This window comes from Mariniflexile sp. TRM1-10, assembly GCF_003425985.1.
Lineage (GTDB): Bacteria > Bacteroidota > Bacteroidia > Flavobacteriales > Flavobacteriaceae > Mariniflexile.
In genome coordinates, this window is sequence record NZ_CP022985.1 from 4,761,044 (window position 1) to 4,777,220 (window position 16,177).

Annotated in this window: 11 protein-coding genes; 3 read left to right on the forward strand and 8 right to left on the reverse strand. The window is 34.6% G+C overall.

The genetic code is table 11. From position 1 onward, the window contains the following. Positions 1–226: 226 nt before the first annotated feature. The 3 genes from CJ739_RS19740 to pyrG all read right to left on the reverse strand — a co-directional run bounded on the left by CJ739_RS19740 (position 227) and on the right by pyrG (position 4,921). Positions 227–931: a toxin-antitoxin system YwqK family antitoxin gene (locus tag CJ739_RS19740; protein WP_117178477.1), complete on the reverse strand. Its 705-nt coding sequence runs from the start codon at positions 929–931 to the stop codon at positions 227–229. A 375-nt stretch (positions 932–1,306) separates the two neighbouring features. Next, the gene (gene yidC / locus CJ739_RS19745; RefSeq protein WP_117178479.1) at positions 1,307–3,202 is read right to left on the reverse strand and encodes a membrane protein insertase YidC; all 1,896 of its coding nucleotides are present in this window, start codon (positions 3,200–3,202) and stop codon (positions 1,307–1,309) included. Positions 3,203–3,280: 78 nt separating this feature from the next. After that, positions 3,281–4,921, reverse strand: coding sequence for a CTP synthase (gene pyrG, locus CJ739_RS19750; protein WP_117178481.1), 1,641 nt, complete (start codon positions 4,919–4,921; stop codon positions 3,281–3,283). Positions 4,922–5,224: 303 nt separating this feature from the next. Between pyrG and CJ739_RS19755 the strand changes: the two genes are divergently transcribed. Then, positions 5,225–6,712 carry a PAS domain-containing sensor histidine kinase gene (locus CJ739_RS19755; RefSeq protein ID WP_205419382.1) on the forward strand — a complete coding sequence of 496 codons (1,488 nt, stop codon included), beginning with the start codon at positions 5,225–5,227 and terminating at the stop codon, positions 6,710–6,712. Further along, positions 6,709–7,107 (forward strand): response regulator, encoded by a 399-nt coding sequence (locus tag CJ739_RS19760; protein ID WP_117178485.1) that lies wholly within the window; start codon positions 6,709–6,711, stop codon positions 7,105–7,107. The genes CJ739_RS19755 and CJ739_RS19760 overlap by 4 nt, the downstream gene beginning before the upstream one ends. 70 nt (positions 7,108–7,177) lie before the next feature. Here CJ739_RS19760 and CJ739_RS19765 read toward each other — a convergent pair whose 3' ends face one another. The 5 genes from CJ739_RS19765 to bshC form a co-directional block, all read right to left on the reverse strand. Next, a complete protein-coding gene (locus CJ739_RS19765) occupies positions 7,178–7,405 on the reverse strand; it encodes a DUF3820 family protein (protein ID WP_117178487.1) in 228 nt (75 codons plus the stop codon). Between the two features lie 6 nt (positions 7,406–7,411). Then, a complete protein-coding gene (locus CJ739_RS19770; RefSeq protein WP_117178489.1) occupies positions 7,412–9,334 on the reverse strand; it encodes an amino acid ABC transporter substrate-binding protein in 1,923 nt (640 codons plus the stop codon). A 220-nt stretch (positions 9,335–9,554) separates the two neighbouring features. Beyond that, complete coding sequence (gene guaA, locus CJ739_RS19775) at positions 9,555–11,090, reverse strand: glutamine-hydrolyzing GMP synthase (RefSeq protein ID WP_117178491.1); 1,536 nt, start codon at positions 11,088–11,090, stop codon at positions 9,555–9,557. A gap of 177 nt (positions 11,091–11,267) precedes the next feature. Beyond that, positions 11,268–12,638 (reverse strand): pyridoxal phosphate-dependent decarboxylase family protein, encoded by a 1,371-nt coding sequence (locus tag CJ739_RS19780; RefSeq protein ID WP_117178493.1) that lies wholly within the window; start codon positions 12,636–12,638, stop codon positions 11,268–11,270. A 3-nt stretch (positions 12,639–12,641) separates the two neighbouring features. After that, positions 12,642–14,246, reverse strand: coding sequence for a bacillithiol biosynthesis cysteine-adding enzyme BshC (gene bshC / locus CJ739_RS19785; protein ID WP_117178495.1), 1,605 nt, complete (start codon positions 14,244–14,246; stop codon positions 12,642–12,644). A gap of 338 nt (positions 14,247–14,584) precedes the next feature. Here bshC and CJ739_RS19790 point away from each other — a divergent pair, with 338 nt between their 5' ends. Next, positions 14,585–16,108: a PhoX family protein gene (locus CJ739_RS19790; RefSeq protein WP_117178497.1), complete on the forward strand. Its 1,524-nt coding sequence runs from the start codon at positions 14,585–14,587 to the stop codon at positions 16,106–16,108. Positions 16,109–16,177: the final 69 nt, after the last annotated feature.

Sequence of the window (16,177 nt, forward strand, 5' to 3'; positions counted from 1 at the left end):
ATCATGCTCCTGTGTGTTAAAAATATTTTTAGCATGGATGTTTCATTTATTAAAAAATTATTCTGCAAAGATATAAATTATATACTACTAAAGGTTATATGGTTATATGGTTATATGGTTATATGGTTATGAGGTTATGAGGTTATATGGTTATATGGTTATGAGGTTATATGGTTATGAGGTTATGTGGTTAATCGTTTAATCGTAAATCAAAAATCGTTAATCGTTAATCATTAATCAAAATTGGATACTTAGGCACATCACTAAAATTTTTCTCTTCGGTTAATTTTCCATCTTCATAATACTTCCAAACACCAACCTTCTTATCATTTTTATACAAGCCTTCTGCCACTAATTCGGCTTTAGGTGAATAATATTTTGCATACCCATGTAATTCGCCATTAACGTATATTAGTTCACTTAGTAGTACATTTGTATCCGAATACACTACAGAGATACCATCTAGCTTCCCATTTTTATAAGTTTTTTTTTCTGCTATTTGTCCATTGGGATAATACACCATACGTTCACCTTTTAAATTCCCAAAATCATTGTAATGTTCTAAGGTTAACAGCTTGTTATTTGTTTTTTGATAATATTTCCACTCACCTATATACTTTTTGCCATCCATGTGTCCTTCACTAATCACTTTTCCAGTTGAAGCAAAAAATTTCACATAAGCTTTATTATCAGTTTCATTAAATTCTTTGGTAGCTGTTAGTACCGCTTTTTTCTTGATGTTTTTATAAAACTTAAAGGTGCCTACTTCTTTACCATGTAAAAACGCACCTTCATACCTAAGTATATTGGTGCCATCAAAATTCTTTTTCCAAATACCATGATGTTTGCCGTTAGCATCAAATTGATTGATTTCTTGTGCCGTAAGAAGCAAACTAATAAATATAAATAAGGTTGTAAAAACTGTTTTCATATACAAGTATTTATTGTCTTTTAAAGGTTATATGTAATCGCTCAATTTTCATCGGTTTTTGCAAACAAGCACTATGGTTATGACGATTTCATAGAACAAACTTCAAAATGAATTCTTTTTATTTCTGAATAATCTTTAAACGAAACTATTTGTATCAAATTGTATATATAGAACTCCTTTAAACTTTTTTCAATTGGCTAAAAAATTGCCCTTTTACACCCACTCTATGTCTTTTTTTCCTTCCATAGCCCTGCTATGTAATTCAAAAAAAACTTCGATTGGACAAAAAACGACTAATTTTCACTTCAATCAAAAAAGTTTAAATGAGTTCAACAAAAAAGCTGCCTTAATTGGCAGCTTTTTTGTTAAATGGTATTACTTTTTGCGTTTTTGTTGCACTTGTTTTTGCTTTTCTGCCTGCTCCATCATTTCCTTCATTTTTTGTTGGAAACGACTTTCCTTTTTAGGTTTCTTTTTATTCTCTTGGATTTGGGCATGAATTTTATCTTCATCAAGAATATAATTTTTAATTACCAAAATGATACCTATACTAATTACGTTTGAAATGAAATAATACAAACTTAACCCAGATGCGTAATTATTAAAGAAAAATAACATCATAATTGGCGAGAAGTACATCATATACTTCATCATTTTTGCCATATCCGGCATCCCTTCTTGCGTTGGTTGCGACGCCATTTGGTCGCCCGTAGTTAAACGCATATAAAAGAAAATAGCAATGGAAGCCAATATGGGGAATAAACTAACATGATCGCCATAAAATGGGATTTTAAAAGGTAATTCTGCAATGGTATCGTAAGACGACAAATCTTCCACCCAAAGGAAACTTTTTTGACGTAAATCGAATGCCGATGGGAAAAATTGAAATAGTGCATAAAATACCGGTAACTGCACCAATGCTGGTAAACATCCTGCCATTGGGCTTGCACCTGCTTTAGTTTGAAGCGCCAATGTTTCTTGTTGCGCTTTCATTTTATTGTCTTTATGCTTTGCGCGAATCGCATCTAATTCCGGTTTTAGAATCTTCATTTTCGCTTGCGACAAAAATTGTTTGTATTGAACGAACGACAATAATAATTTGATTAAAATGGTCATTACGATAATAGCAATTCCATAAGGCATGAAGTCTCCTAAAAATGCAAAAAGTGGAATGAAAAGATATTTGTTTATCCAACCAAAAATACCCCAACCTAAAGGTACAATCTCATCTAAATTTCTATCGTATTTATTTAAAATTTTAAAATCACTTGGACCATAATACCAGTCCATAGATTTGTTAATTTCTCCACCAGTAAGTTCTAAAGGAAGTTTTACCGAAAATGCTTTATTATATATAGTATCCACATCTTCATTTTGAACAAGATTTCTAGACTCGAAAGTTCCTGTTTTAAATGAGGTATCTGTCAATAGAATGGATGTAAAAAAGTGTTGCTTGAAGGCTACATAGGTTATGTCTTCTGCCGTATCTTCAGATAGGTCACCTTGCCCTAAATAATCGTCTTTACCATCTTCATATTCAAACACCACCTCGGTATATCTGTTTTCATAAGAAATACTTTTAGCATGGCGGTAGGTTTTTAACTTCCAATCTAAATTAATAGGTTGCGAGCTGTTTATAACATCACTTAACCCTTGCGAACGAATGGTAAAATCCATCATATAATCACCTTCCTTTAGCTCGTATCGGTATTCCAAAAACTTAGCTTCAGACACTTTTAATTTCATGGAAATTACGGTAGTATTACCGTTTTTAGTTACGGTAGGCTGAAAATATAAATCTTTGGTGTTTAGAATTCTACTGTCTGTAGTTCCGAAATTTATATTAAAAGATGCGTTATTATCTTTAATTATATAGATTGGGCTGTCCCTAAAATCGGTATGTTTTTTAAGTTTTACTTCAGAAAGATAGCCGCCTTTATTGTTGAATTTTAAAGCTAACAAATCACTTTCTACGACAGTTTCTTCTTTTGATGCAGTTGCAGCAGAATAAGCAAATGCCCCTAATTTGCTTTTTAATTTTACTAATTGAAGAGAATCGGTCGTACCAACTGTATAATCTTCAGCGGTGGTTACTTTGGTTTCTTGCTGTGTTTTAGCTTTGTTTTCGGCTTCAACCTGTTCTTGTTTTGCTTTTTCTTGAGCTTCAAGTTCTTCTGGCGTTGGTTGATTTTGCCAAAGCATGTACATTAATATTCCGAAAATAAGCAAAAAACCTATAATCGAATTAATATCTAATTTTTTTTCTTCCATGTATTCTCTATGTATCTAGTAAAAAAGACTGGCGTTGTATATAAAACGCACTGCCCTATATCAATAAACTATCCAAAATTAATTTTGTGCCATTCTGACACTTGACTTTTTCTTTTTATAATTTAAAGCTGCTTTAACAAATGCCACAAATAAAGGGTGTGGGTTGGCAACTGTACTCTTATATTCAGGATGGTACTGCACACCAACAAACCACGGGTGACTTGGTAATTCAACAATTTCCACCAATCCTGTTTCAGGGTTCAAGCCAGTCGCTATCAAACCTGCAGCTTCCATTTGTTCCTTATATTTACCATTAAATTCGTAACGGTGTCTGTGACGTTCTTTAATATTTTCGGCTTTATAAATATCACGTACCGCACTGCCCATTTTCAATTCACAATCCCAAGCACCTAAACGCATGGTCCCCCCTTTATCGGTAATCGTTTTTTGGTCTTCCATTAAAGCGATAACGGGGTTGCTGGTATCGGGACTCATTTCGGTAGAATCGGCATCTTTAATACCTAACACATTTCTGGCAAATTCTATAACGGCCATTTGCATGCCTAAACAAATACCAAAAAAGGGTACATTATTTTCACGCACAAATCGAACCGCGTCAATTTTACCTTCAATACCACGTTCTCCAAAACCTGGCGCCACTAAAACCCCATCTAAATGAGCTAGTTTAAGTTTAATATTATCTTCGTTTAAATATTCGGAATGAACAGACTCAATATTAACTTTTACTTCGTTTTCTGCACCTGCATGAATGAAAGCCTCTAAAATAGACTTGTATGAATCCTGTAATTCAACATACTTTCCAATTAAGCCAATAGTGATTTCGGTTTTAGGATTTTTATGGCGTGTTAAAAATTGGTTCCATTTGGTGATATCGGGAGTAGAACTTCCTAAGCCTAATTTTTTAAGTACCACCTTATCCAAGCCTTCTTCCAACATTAAATTTGGCACATCATAAATGGTAGAAGCATCGATAGATTGGATAACCGCCTCTTCCCTAACGTTACAAAATAAAGCTAATTTTCTACGTAAATCGTATGGTAAATCATGTTCCGTTCTACAAACCAAAATATCGGCTTGCACACCACTTTCCATCAACGTTTTAACGCTGTGCTGTGTCGGTTTGGTTTTTAACTCACCTGCAGCAGCTAAATAAGGCACCAAGGTTAAGTGGATTACAATACCATTTGCTTCACCCAAATCCCAACGTAATTGACGCACTGCTTCTATATATGGCAATGATTCAATATCGCCAACCGTACCTCCTATTTCGGTGATAATAATATCGTAATCGCCCGATTTACCTAAAAGCTGGATACGCTCTTTAATTTCGTCGGTTATATGAGGTACCACTTGTACTGTTTTACCTAAAAACTCGCCACGACGCTCTTTTTGTATCACACTTTGGTAAATGCGCCCCGTAGTAACATTGTTTGCTTGACTGGTTGGCACGTTTAAAAAACGCTCATAATGACCTAAATCTAAATCGGTTTCAGCGCCATCTTCGGTAACATAGCATTCACCGTGTTCGTATGGGTTTAATGTCCCTGGATCAACGTTTATGTATGGATCTAATTTTTGAATGGTTACTCTGTAACCCTGTGCCTGTAATAGCTTAGCAAGTGATGCTGCTATAATGCCCTTTCCTAATGATGATGTAACCCCTCCGGTTACAAAAATGTATTTTGCTGTAGTTGTCATGTTGCGCTTATAAACGCAGGCAAATTTACAAAATTAAAATAGTTATTACCGAATAAGTTTTTAGTTATTTAATGGACGTTTATTAACAACAATTTTAGTAAGAAAATTATTTTTTGATTTAAAATTTGTCTTTGTAAAAAAAATCAACTAACTTCGTAATAACAGCTGATTATGGTCAATAAAAACTGACCCCTATCATAAAAGTTGTAACACATTCCCCCTAAAGCTTAAAGACAAAAGTAATACCTCAAACAATTTTGCCTTTTCGTAAATTAATTAATCCACACTAAGTTTTATATGATTATGGAGAAAATAACAGATTACAAGTATGCTCTCGATGAATCATCAATTATTGCCATTACCGACCAAAAAGGAATCATCAACTATGTAAATGAGAATTTCTGTAACATATCAAAATATACGGCTGAAGAGCTAATTGGGCAAGATCATCGAATTATAAATTCTGGCTACCATTCAAAGGAATTTATTAAAAACCTTTGGACAACTATTGCCAATGGCAACGTATGGAAAGGTGAACTGAAAAACAAGGCAAAAGATGGAACTATTTATTGGGTTGACACCACGATTGTCCCTTTTTTAAATGCGGATAACAAACCTTACCAGTATGTTGCTATTCGTTCAGATATAACGGATAGAAAAAAAGGCGAAGAGGAACTTAAAAAGATATTAAAAGAGATTTCTGATTATAAATATGCACTTGACGAATCGGCTATCGTTGCCATTACCGACCAAAAAGGAATCATTACGCACGTAAATGACAACTTTTGCAAAATATCAAAATATTCCAACAAAGAACTCATTGGACAAGACCATCGCATTATAAACTCTGGGTATCACCCAAAAGAATTCATAAAGGAACTTTGGACAACTATTGCAAATGGCAACGTATGGAAAGGAGAACTGAAGAATAGAGCGAAAGACGGCTCTACTTATTGGGTAGATACAACGATTGTGCCCTTTTTAAATCAGGTGGGCAAACCTTACCAGTATGTTGCTATTAGGTCTGATATTACCGAACGAAAAGAGGGAGAAGAACAAATCAAGAAAAATAACGCAAAAGCTATTGAACACGCCCATATTTTGGAATTAAAAAACACACAACTTATTGATTTCTGCAATATTGTTTCCCATAATTTAAGAGCACCATTGATAAATATATCTATGTTGGTTGATTATCTTGAACAAAGCCAAGATGAGATGGAGCGTAAGGAAATACTTGTAAAAATAAAACCTGTTGTGAACCATTTAATGGATGTTTTTAATGAATTGGTAGAATCGATCCAAGTGAAACAAGACACTGAAATTAAAGCGGATAAAATAATTTTGAAAGATTGTATAAAGAAGGTTCTAAAAGGTTTTGAAACTCAAATTCAAGAATATGATGCAGATATTCAAATCAACTTAAACCAAGCTTCTACAATCTATTTTCCTCAAAAATATATGGAAAGTATTTTGTCTAATTTAATAAGTAATGCGCTTAAGTATAGACACCCAAACAGACAGCCCATAATTACAATAAAAACTAAAAAAGAAGCAAATGATGCCGTCATATTATCGGTAGCAGACAACGGATTAGGGATCGATTTAGTATTACATAAAGATCAAATATTTAAAATTCGTAAAACATTTCACAAACATCCTGATGCAAAAGGATTTGGTTTGTTTATGACAAAAACCCAAGTTGAAGCAATGAATGGAAAAATTTGGGCTGAGAGCCAACCTGGCACAGGCAGTACTTTTTTAATAGAATTTCAAAACCAAAATATATGAATCCAATAAGAACCCTTACACTCATTGATGACGATGACATTTTCGTTTTCTTAACAAAAAAAGCGATTGAACAAACTAAACTTGTTGAACTAATAAAGGTTTTCAAAAATGGTTTAGATGCTTTAAATTTTTTAAAAGAAAACAAACACAATGTTGATGCTTTACCCGAGATTATCCTTTTAGATCTTAGTATGCCCATCATGAATGGTTGGCAGTTTCTTGAAGAATACACAAAACTCAATCCTACAATAGGAAAAAATATCACCATTTACATTTGCTCTTCATCTATTTCCCATGACGACATTACACGAGCAAAAGCAATTAACGAGGTTTCCGATTATGTCATTAAACCTATTACTAAAGACAAACTAATAGATTTGATAAAAAAGCTATAGAAAGAAAAAATACCAATAAAGCATTGGCTATAACAGCACCCACCAAATGTTAAACGAGAATTCCAAAAAACTACTTAGGATACTGCCTCTTGATATTCCGTATCAACGCTTCCAAGCCGTTTAATTTTAGCTCGTACACTTGTTTAAGCATATCGCCCAATTTTCCTTTGGGGAAGCCTTTTTGGTTATACCAAACCACATAATATTCGGGTAAGTCTATTAAATAACGGTCTTTGTACTTGCCAAATGGCATTTTGGTGTGTGCTAAGTCTATTAAGAATTGTTTGTCTGGTAGCACTTGCCCTTATTTTACTTCAACAATTTCCAAATCTTTGTACTTTACAATATAGGTAGCATCGTTATAATAACCTCCCAACAATTTCTTTTTATAAGCAAATTTATTTTCAACATACTCTGTAAGAGGGGCGCTATTTGCAGATAGATACAAATCTTCAGCAGTTGCTAAACGCAACACAACATCCATGGTCAAATCGAAACCTTTAACGGCACGCTTACTTGGTGTTATGCCATAGGTTTGTGTATAGCGTTTAACAAACGAATTGTTTTCTGTATCGCTATATGATTTTGAAGCTGTTGCAAAATGAAACTGAAGTTTAGACAAGTGCTCGTTAGATACTTGATCACCTTCAAAAGCGGCATTAAAATTGGTTGTTACCAATACGATTTCGATAGCATTGGGATTTCCTTCTGTTCGTTGCGTTAAAGATCCCAAAATACTGGTAACATTCGAAGCAAAACCTTCGCTCTGTGTTTCTAAAAACACGATATTTCTTCCTGGTTTCAAGGTGCTTCTTATATCTTCTACATACAGGAAATTTTCATCCTTACCTTGTTTATTTTTTCGGGAGTAGATCAATTTCGCATAATTAAATTCGCTTTTAATACTGTTGGCTACCGATTCATTTTTTGTGTCTGAAACAATAACAATGTTTTTTACCAACGAATCTGCTTTTACAAAATTTACAATTCTGTCTTTTAACAAGTCGTCTGATGGTCGTGATTGAAACACGTTGTCATATAATGTTAAATTAGTGCCTATTGGTGACACTACAGGTACATTATAAGCGCGTAATTCGGATGCGGCTTTATCGAAGGTTTCAGATGTTAACGGTCCGATAACCGCATCAACATCTTTAAAATTGTTTTCATTAATTATTCTTAACACTTCACTTACTTGATATTTGGTATCGTAAACATCTACTTTAAGTGATATGCCTAATGATTTTAAGGAATCTAATGCAGACAAAACACCGGTATAAAAATCGAGAGAGGCATCTAAATAAGGATCCTTTTTTATACTGCCTTTTATATCTGAAATAGAATCGAAATCGACACGATTTAATCTAAAAGGCAACATAACCGCAATGTGTTTGGTATCGAAATTGGTGATTCTGCTTTCTAAATGTGTTTTTTCAGTGGCTGTTTCACTACTATCGGTCATTTTATTCGAATACGGTATTTTCAAAACCATGCCTTCCTTTAAACCAGTGCTTTTCAACTCAGGGTTTAAAGTTTCCAATGTTTCTTGGTCTAACCCTAATTTAAGTTTTAAACGGTAAAATCCTTCTTTTGGCAATACATTGTAATAACTGTATTTTTCATCAACTTCTTTAACAACGTCGCCATCCATATTAGGCACATAAATTTGTTGTCCTTCCTGTAGTGTTTCGCCCATGCCCGGGTTTAGATCTTCAAGTTCTTGTACTGTAATACCAAATTTATAGGCTATGCGCCACTTCCCTTCTTTAGCTTTCACCAAATATGGTTTAGTGGTGGCTTTAGGTGCTTCTTTAGTTATTTTAAAAACAGGTATTTGAAGCTTATCGCCCTTTTGCAAAGTATTGGCATATAAAAAAGTGTTGTGCTTTTTTATCTCATCTTCAGTAATATCGTAGCGCTTCGCTATACTATATAAGGTTTCTTTCTTACTGGTTCTATGTACTTTAAACCCTTGTAATTCTTTTGTAGTAGCAACTGGCGTCATTTTTGCTTTAGAAATAGGAATTATTAAGACCGTATTGGCTTTTAATTCTTTTTTAGCATCCGGATTAAAGGCATAAATATCGGAAATCGTCACGCCATAACGTGCTGCAATACCGTGAATAGTCTCTCCTTTTTTAACTTGATGCGTACTAAAGTTTTGGGCTGTTACAGCATTTATGCCGAAGATGAATACGAAACATAAAACGGAAAAGAATTTAATCATGTAAATCTATTTTTTTAATTACGTTAGGAACAAAATGGTGTTTTTCAATATACATATAGCATGCCAAAAAATAAAGCGCACAGCCAACAGCCATTTAATTCCGACTTAATTATATACGTTCAATTTATATAAATAAGATATTCAACACACTAAATATAAGTTATAAATATTGTAACGCCAACTTTATCAAAATGTTAGAAGCTTGTATTTCAACGAAATTTTACTCCCACTCAATAGTTGCTGGTGGTTTCGAGCTAATATCGTAAACGACTCTATTAACACCTTTTACTTTATTTATAATATCATTTGATGTTTTTTGAAGGAATTCATACGGTAAATTTACCCAATCCGCAGTCATGCCATCGGTACTTTCAACCGCACGAAGTGCCACACATTTTTCGTATGTACGCTCATCGCCCATAACGCCTACACTATTCACAGGTAATAACATAGCACCCGCTTGCCACACTTTATCGTACAGTCCCCATTCTTTTAATCCGTTAATAAAAATAGCATCAACTTCCTGTAGAATACGTACTTTTTCGGCAGTAATATCGCCTAAAATACGAATTCCCAATCCTGGACCTGGAAATGGATGACGTCCTAAAAGTTCAGGATCGATACCTAAAGTAGCTCCTACACGTCTAACCTCATCTTTAAAAATAGCACGTAAAGGCTCTACGATTTTAAGTTTCATAAAATCGGGTAGCCCCCCTACGTTGTGATGACTTTTTATAGTTGCTGAAGGGCCACCAGTTGCCGAAACACTTTCAATAACATCTGGGTAAATAGTACCTTGTGCCAACCATTTTACATCGGTTAATTTATGGGCTTCATCATCAAAAACCTCAATAAACGCATTCCCAATGGCTTTGCGTTTTTTCTCAGGGTCTTCGATTCCTGCTAGGGCATCTAAAAAACGTTGAGAGGCATCCACCCCTTTAACGTTCAGTCCCATACCCTCATATTGACTTAAAACATTTTCGAATTCGTTTTTACGAAGCAATCCGTTATTAACGAAAATACAATATAAATTTTTGCCAATGGCTTTATTCAACAATACCGCTGCTACGGTAGAATCTACACCTCCCGATAGACCTAAAACCACCTTGTCGTTTCCTACTTTTTCTTGTATAGCTGCCACGGTTTCTTCAACAAAAGAATCGGGGGTCCAATCCTGATTAAGACCTGCAATACCCACCAAAAAGTTTTCCAATAACTGTTTACCATCGGTAGAGTGATAAACTTCTGGATGAAATTGAATGGCATACGTGTCCTCGCCTTCAATTCTATAGGCAGCATTGCTAACGTCATGCGTACTTGCTATTAAAACACCGTTGGTTGGTAGTTCTTTAATCGTATCACTATGACTCATCCAAACCTGACTTCCTACATGAATATTTTTAAAGAAATCCTCGTTGTCTTTAATGAAAGCTAATTTTGCACGACCGTATTCCCTCGTATTGGAAGGCGCGACTTCTCCTCCCGAAAAATGTGCTAAATATTGTGCACCATAACAAACCGCTAGTAAAGGTTTCTCACCTCTAATATTTGTTAAATCGGGGTGCAAAGCCTGTTCACCTCTTACCGAATAAGGACTACCAGAAAGTATAACAGCTTTATACTCTTGAAAGTTTGTTGGAATTTTGTTGAATGGATGTATTTCGGAATAAATGTTGAGTTCCCTAACTCTACGGGCAATAAGCTGTGTGTATTGCGATCCGAAGTCTAAAATAAGTACCTTATCATGTTGCATGCGCAAAAGTAATAATTGATTTTAGATTGACGAATTACCAAACCAATTTTTTAAATAAATTTTAAGAGCCTGTTTAAATTTTATCCTTTGGCTCTTTTATGTGCCTTTTTCTGCCATACTTTAGCCAGTTTTCGGCTCATATCTATGGCCCAATGTTATTTTTAACCACTTCAATCTCTACTGCATGGAATCCAAAATCCTTTCAATGTCTTTTTTTGTGGTATCTGGATTGATAAAACAAAAACGGGAAACTGTTTCATAGGCATTGCCTTGTTTCCATTTTGTTGGCGTTACCAAAGCAAATCCTTTTTTATGGTTTTTATAGGTCCAATGTGTATAATCCTCAGGTGTCCATCCAATTCTTCTATATAATACACATGACAAACTTGGTTCTCTAACCAACTCAACATGTGGGCTTTCATCAATTAATCTACCAGCTATTTGTGCCAATTCAATGCCTCGTTCCACCGCCTGTTTATATCTGTTCGTTCCATGCATTGCCAGTGAAAACCATAAAGGCAAACCTCGAACACGACGTGTTAACTGTATCTGGTAATCTGATGGGTTGAAACCATCGGCACCTTCATCTTTAAAAATATCCAAATAAGAGCCTTCTTGAGCATGTGCCTTTTTAGCTAATTCTGGATTTTTATAAATAACCGAACCACAATCGTATGGTGAAAACATCCATTTATGAGGGTCTATGGTAATACTATCTGCTTTTTCAATACCATTAAACAAATGCCGTACAGAATCTGCTGCCAAAGCACCACCTCCATAAGCCGCATCAACATGAAACCAAAGATTTTCTTTTTCACAAATAGACGCAATACCATCCAAATCATCAATAATACCGGCATTGGTTGTTCCGCCTGTCCCCACTACTGCAAACAATCTTTTTCGTTGTTGCGCTGTTAAACTATTAATGGCGTTTTCCAATTCAGTTCCTAATAATTTATCTTCAGTATCAACTAAAAAAACATCCACATCAATCACTTTTGCCATCGCTTTTATGGATGAATGCGCCCCAATAGACGTTATTATCAGTCCTTTTTCGTCTTTATAAACATCATTTTCTCTCCAATGCTCCCTAGCAGTCACCATAGCCGATAGATTTGCAGCGGTACCGCCACTAGTAAAAACTCCAAAGGCTCCTTTTGGTAAACCTGTTAAGGATACGATCCATCTCATAGCTTCATTTTCACAAAAAATACCGCCGGCACCTTCCATCCAATACGCCCCATGAATACTTGAAGCCGATGTAACCAAATCGAACATAATAGCCGCTCTTGTTGGGGATGCAGGTACAAATGCCAAATGCCTGGGATGGTCAATGGACACATTGGCTTTCATTAAATGCTTTTTCCAAAGATTAAAAGCCACCTCACCACCAATGCCTTTTTCCGTAATGGTTTCGCCAACTAATGCTTTTAGCTCTTCTTCCTTTCTAGGCTTGCCGATTTTAATTTTTTTAGATGATAATCTATCGATAGCATATTTCATGACATCCATAGACATTTCAACCAATTCAATATCCGCCTTATGCATTTTTTAAAGATTTAATATTAAAAATTCGCCCTTTAAAGGTTCTAAATTTTCTATAAGTTCCGGTATGAACTGGTCGCCATATTCCAAATAAAACTCCGAAAAATTGGCGTTGCGTTCCTGTAGGCTTCCGTTTGGGAATAACTCGTTTTTAATCTCGGTCATTCTAAACACTTGGTCAGACAGTTTTCTTTTTTGGGCTTTTAATAACCGCTTTTCCAAAGCATCCAAGCCTTTTAACTGTTTAACTTCTTGCGCTTTTACAGCTCCTAAAAACGATTTGTCTGTTTGTTCAGCTAGTTTATATAATGCTTCGAATTGTTGCTTTAAAGCTGTTTTCTGTTCTGAAAAATCAATATCTATATTCGAAATCTCTCTTACTTTTTTATTAATGAACGCATCGCGCTTTAAAAAAATAGCGTCGTTTGAAATATTTAAATTTTGAAGCTTTTTATACTGACTTTCAGATTGAATCAATACTGAATTGCGTAACAACAATATAGGAAACGGCACATTAACCTGATTAAAATAGTGCTTCAATTGAAACCAATACGCCAACTCACCGCCACCACCAATGTAACAAAGGTTTGGCAAAATAACTTCTTGGTATAACGGACGCATAATAACGTTGGGTGAAAACCGTTCCGGCACCTCATAGAGCTGTTTTATTATCTCACTCTTGCTCCAGGATATATCAGTATTGATGACTTTGTAAACACCTTCTTCAAAAACAATGCGCTCTCTTAAATTTTCAGTTAGATAAAACAAATTAATCTCACGTGGGTTTACTTGAATACCGTAGGGCTGATTTGGCAATTTGTTTATTTGTTCATTTGTTTTGGATACGCTTTTAAAAGACGTTTGATTTAGTAATTCATCTTCCATAAAAGGACTAAACTGCTTTTTTAACTCGGCATCATTGGCATCAATAATTACCAAACCGTAGTCTTTAAACAATTCGTTCGCTAAAAAACGGGTAGCATCGGCTAAATTTTGATGCTTTACATAAGCTTCCTCAAAAAGTGTTTTTAAATATTCGGCATTCTTGCTCGTTCCCAATTCCAAAGAAAACAAATTCAGCACAGCTTCTAAACCATCGGTAGAAAGTTCACCTACTGCCCCACCCGCTTCTTTATTCCAATGGACTTTTTTTCCTTTAAAGTTGAAATAATTTATTTCCTCAAAATCATGGTCTTCGGTTGCCATCCAATAAATAGGCACAAAATTATACGCTGGGTAGGTATGTTTTAATTCCTTTGAAAGATTGATAGCCGACACTATTTTATACAGAAAATAAAGCGGTCCCGTAAACAAGTTTAATTGATGTCCCGTTGTTATTGTGAACGTATTTTCTAGTTGTAAAGCTTCAATATGTAATGCGGTACTTTCTGAAATTGTCGTGTTTTGGTATTGCCTTTTTAAACTGTTAACCAAAACGGTTCTAGACTGCATTTTAAAAGACAATGCTTTTTCATCCATCTGTGCTTTAAAATTCTCAAGTTTTGGAAATCGGTTATAAAAAGGTTGCAATTCTGGTTTCTCATCTAAATAATCACAAATAAGTGACGAAAAATAGCCTGTTTTTTTAAATGAAATACAATCGGTTGGCATATAAATAGTGGAATTTAAGTGTAAATATACAGTTATTATAATTTTAGAAATCTAAAAAATACGTTAAGAGTTTAGATAAATCCACAAAAACAAAAAGTAATGTGAATGAACTCGTCTTGATTTTTTTTTAATTAATACTTAATAACCATTACAGCAAATCCAGTATTAATTTTAAAACAACATTTTAACCATAAAAAGGGCTTCTATTAATAAATTATTAACCTTGTTTACATTTCAATAACCCTAAATTAATTAAACCACAGTATTAAGTTAACAAACTTAAAAACCTCTAATAATACCTTTGACATCAAATATAACAACCAAAAAATTATTAGATTATGAACAAATTACTAAAACTATTTTTATTCTTATTTGTGTTTACTTCAACAAGTGCTGTATTAATAAGCTGCGAAGGTGAAGATGGAATAAACGGTGTCGATGGAAAAGATGGTGTCGATGGAGAAGACGGACAAGATGGAGAAGATTTTACGCCTTCTGCTATGATGTTTACTAACAAATCATCTTTATCGCCTCTAGTTCAAATGCACTCAGAGTTTAGTTCTGTAGAAGCCTATTCCTTAATAAGTTCAACCGACGTACTTTCAAACGGTTTCCGATTAGTTGGTTCTCAAGATGGTGCTGGATTTTTAAAAGATGGTGATGAATATATATGTGTTGTCAATGCTGAAGATGATTATGGTGTGTCTCGTATCCGTTTTGATAAAAACCTAAGCCCCATTAAAGGGGATTGGTTGTTAAACGCTGGTGTTGCAGATTATGCAAGACAATGTTCAGGAACTATGTGGGAGAAAGACATTCATGGCGGCGATAAAGATATATTTTTATCAGCTTCAGAAAGTATTGCTTATGATGTTAAAGGTATTGATCCGTGGGTAACAACCCCAACACCTACTGCCGATTTTGGTTTAGATGCTCTTGGTGAATTTTCATGGGAAAATGCAGTGCCATTACCAAAAAACACTTATTCAGGAAAAACAGTTATTATTGGAGGTGATGATGATTCTAGTGGCTCTAAGGGTCAAGTAATAATGTATTTATCTGAAAACAGTGATGCCGATTTAGAAAACGGAAAAATTTACGTTTTAAGATTTAAACAGGTTTCCAACGGTTCTGGGGGCGCTATGAATGTTACTGCTTCTACCACTTACGATGAAGGTTCTCTTGATTTTGGCAAAACCTACGATGTGGAATTTGTTGAAATTGTTGATGGTGCAGCCATGACAAAAAATGAAATGGAAGCAGCTTGTACTGCCGTTAACGCATCTCAATTCATTAGAGTTGAAGACGTAGATTACCAAAAAGGAAGTGATGCCAATGCTAGAAACGTATACTTTGCTGTAACTGGTCTTGGTCCAAATACGGGAGATGTTAACGATTGGGGAACTATTTATAAATTAGAGTTAGATGCTACAAATCCATTAGCTGGAAAATTAACTCAAATTATAAGCGGAAATACAGATTCTAACAATAATGACGGAAATGTTTCCTTACTTCAAAGTCCTGATAATATCTGTGTGACCGAAAACTATGTTTATTTTCAAGAAGACCCTAACTCTTTTAGTAGAAATCATGCTGCGTATATTTATCAATCTGATTTAAATGGCAATAACACTAAAGTTGTCTTAGAACTTAAAATAGAAAGCAATCTGTCTCCTACGGGAAGCTCCAGTTTTTCTGGTGAATTTGGAGCTTTAGTTGATGTTTCGGATAAAGTTGGAGTACCTGACACCTTTATTTTAGCATTGCAACCACATTATTGGAAAAGTGATAGTTTTGTATCAACAAACTTACCACATAACCAAGGTGGCCAAATTGTTATTTTAAAAGGACTTCCTAGATAAAAACATATTATTTCCTAAGATAAAAAGATCTCCATTTTTTAATGGAGATTCTTTTTATTATAAAACCTT

What these genes read in the sequence shown, in the direction of transcription:
- CJ739_RS19755 (WP_205419382.1), top strand. Translation starts at nt 5,225, where the DNA reads ATGGAGAAAATAACAGATTACAAGTATGCTCTCGATGAATCATCAATT.
- CJ739_RS19780 (WP_117178493.1), bottom strand. Translation starts at nt 12,638, where the DNA reads ATGCATAAGGCGGATATTGAATTGGTTGAAATGTCTATGGATGTCATG.
- guaA (WP_117178491.1), bottom strand. Translation starts at nt 11,090, where the DNA reads ATGCAACATGATAAGGTACTTATTTTAGACTTCGGATCGCAATACACA.
- pyrG (WP_117178481.1), bottom strand. Translation starts at nt 4,921, where the DNA reads ATGACAACTACAGCAAAATACATTTTTGTAACCGGAGGGGTTACATCA.
- CJ739_RS19740 (WP_117178477.1), bottom strand. Translation starts at nt 931, where the DNA reads ATGAAAACAGTTTTTACAACCTTATTTATATTTATTAGTTTGCTTCTT.
- CJ739_RS19760 (WP_117178485.1), top strand. Translation starts at nt 6,709, where the DNA reads ATGAATCCAATAAGAACCCTTACACTCATTGATGACGATGACATTTTC.
- CJ739_RS19790 (WP_117178497.1), top strand. Translation starts at nt 14,585, where the DNA reads ATGAACAAATTACTAAAACTATTTTTATTCTTATTTGTGTTTACTTCA.
- yidC (WP_117178479.1), bottom strand. Translation starts at nt 3,202, where the DNA reads ATGGAAGAAAAAAAATTAGATATTAATTCGATTATAGGTTTTTTGCTT.
- CJ739_RS19770 (WP_117178489.1), bottom strand. Translation starts at nt 9,334, where the DNA reads ATGATTAAATTCTTTTCCGTTTTATGTTTCGTATTCATCTTCGGCATA.
- bshC (WP_117178495.1), bottom strand. Translation starts at nt 14,246, where the DNA reads ATGCCAACCGATTGTATTTCATTTAAAAAAACAGGCTATTTTTCGTCA.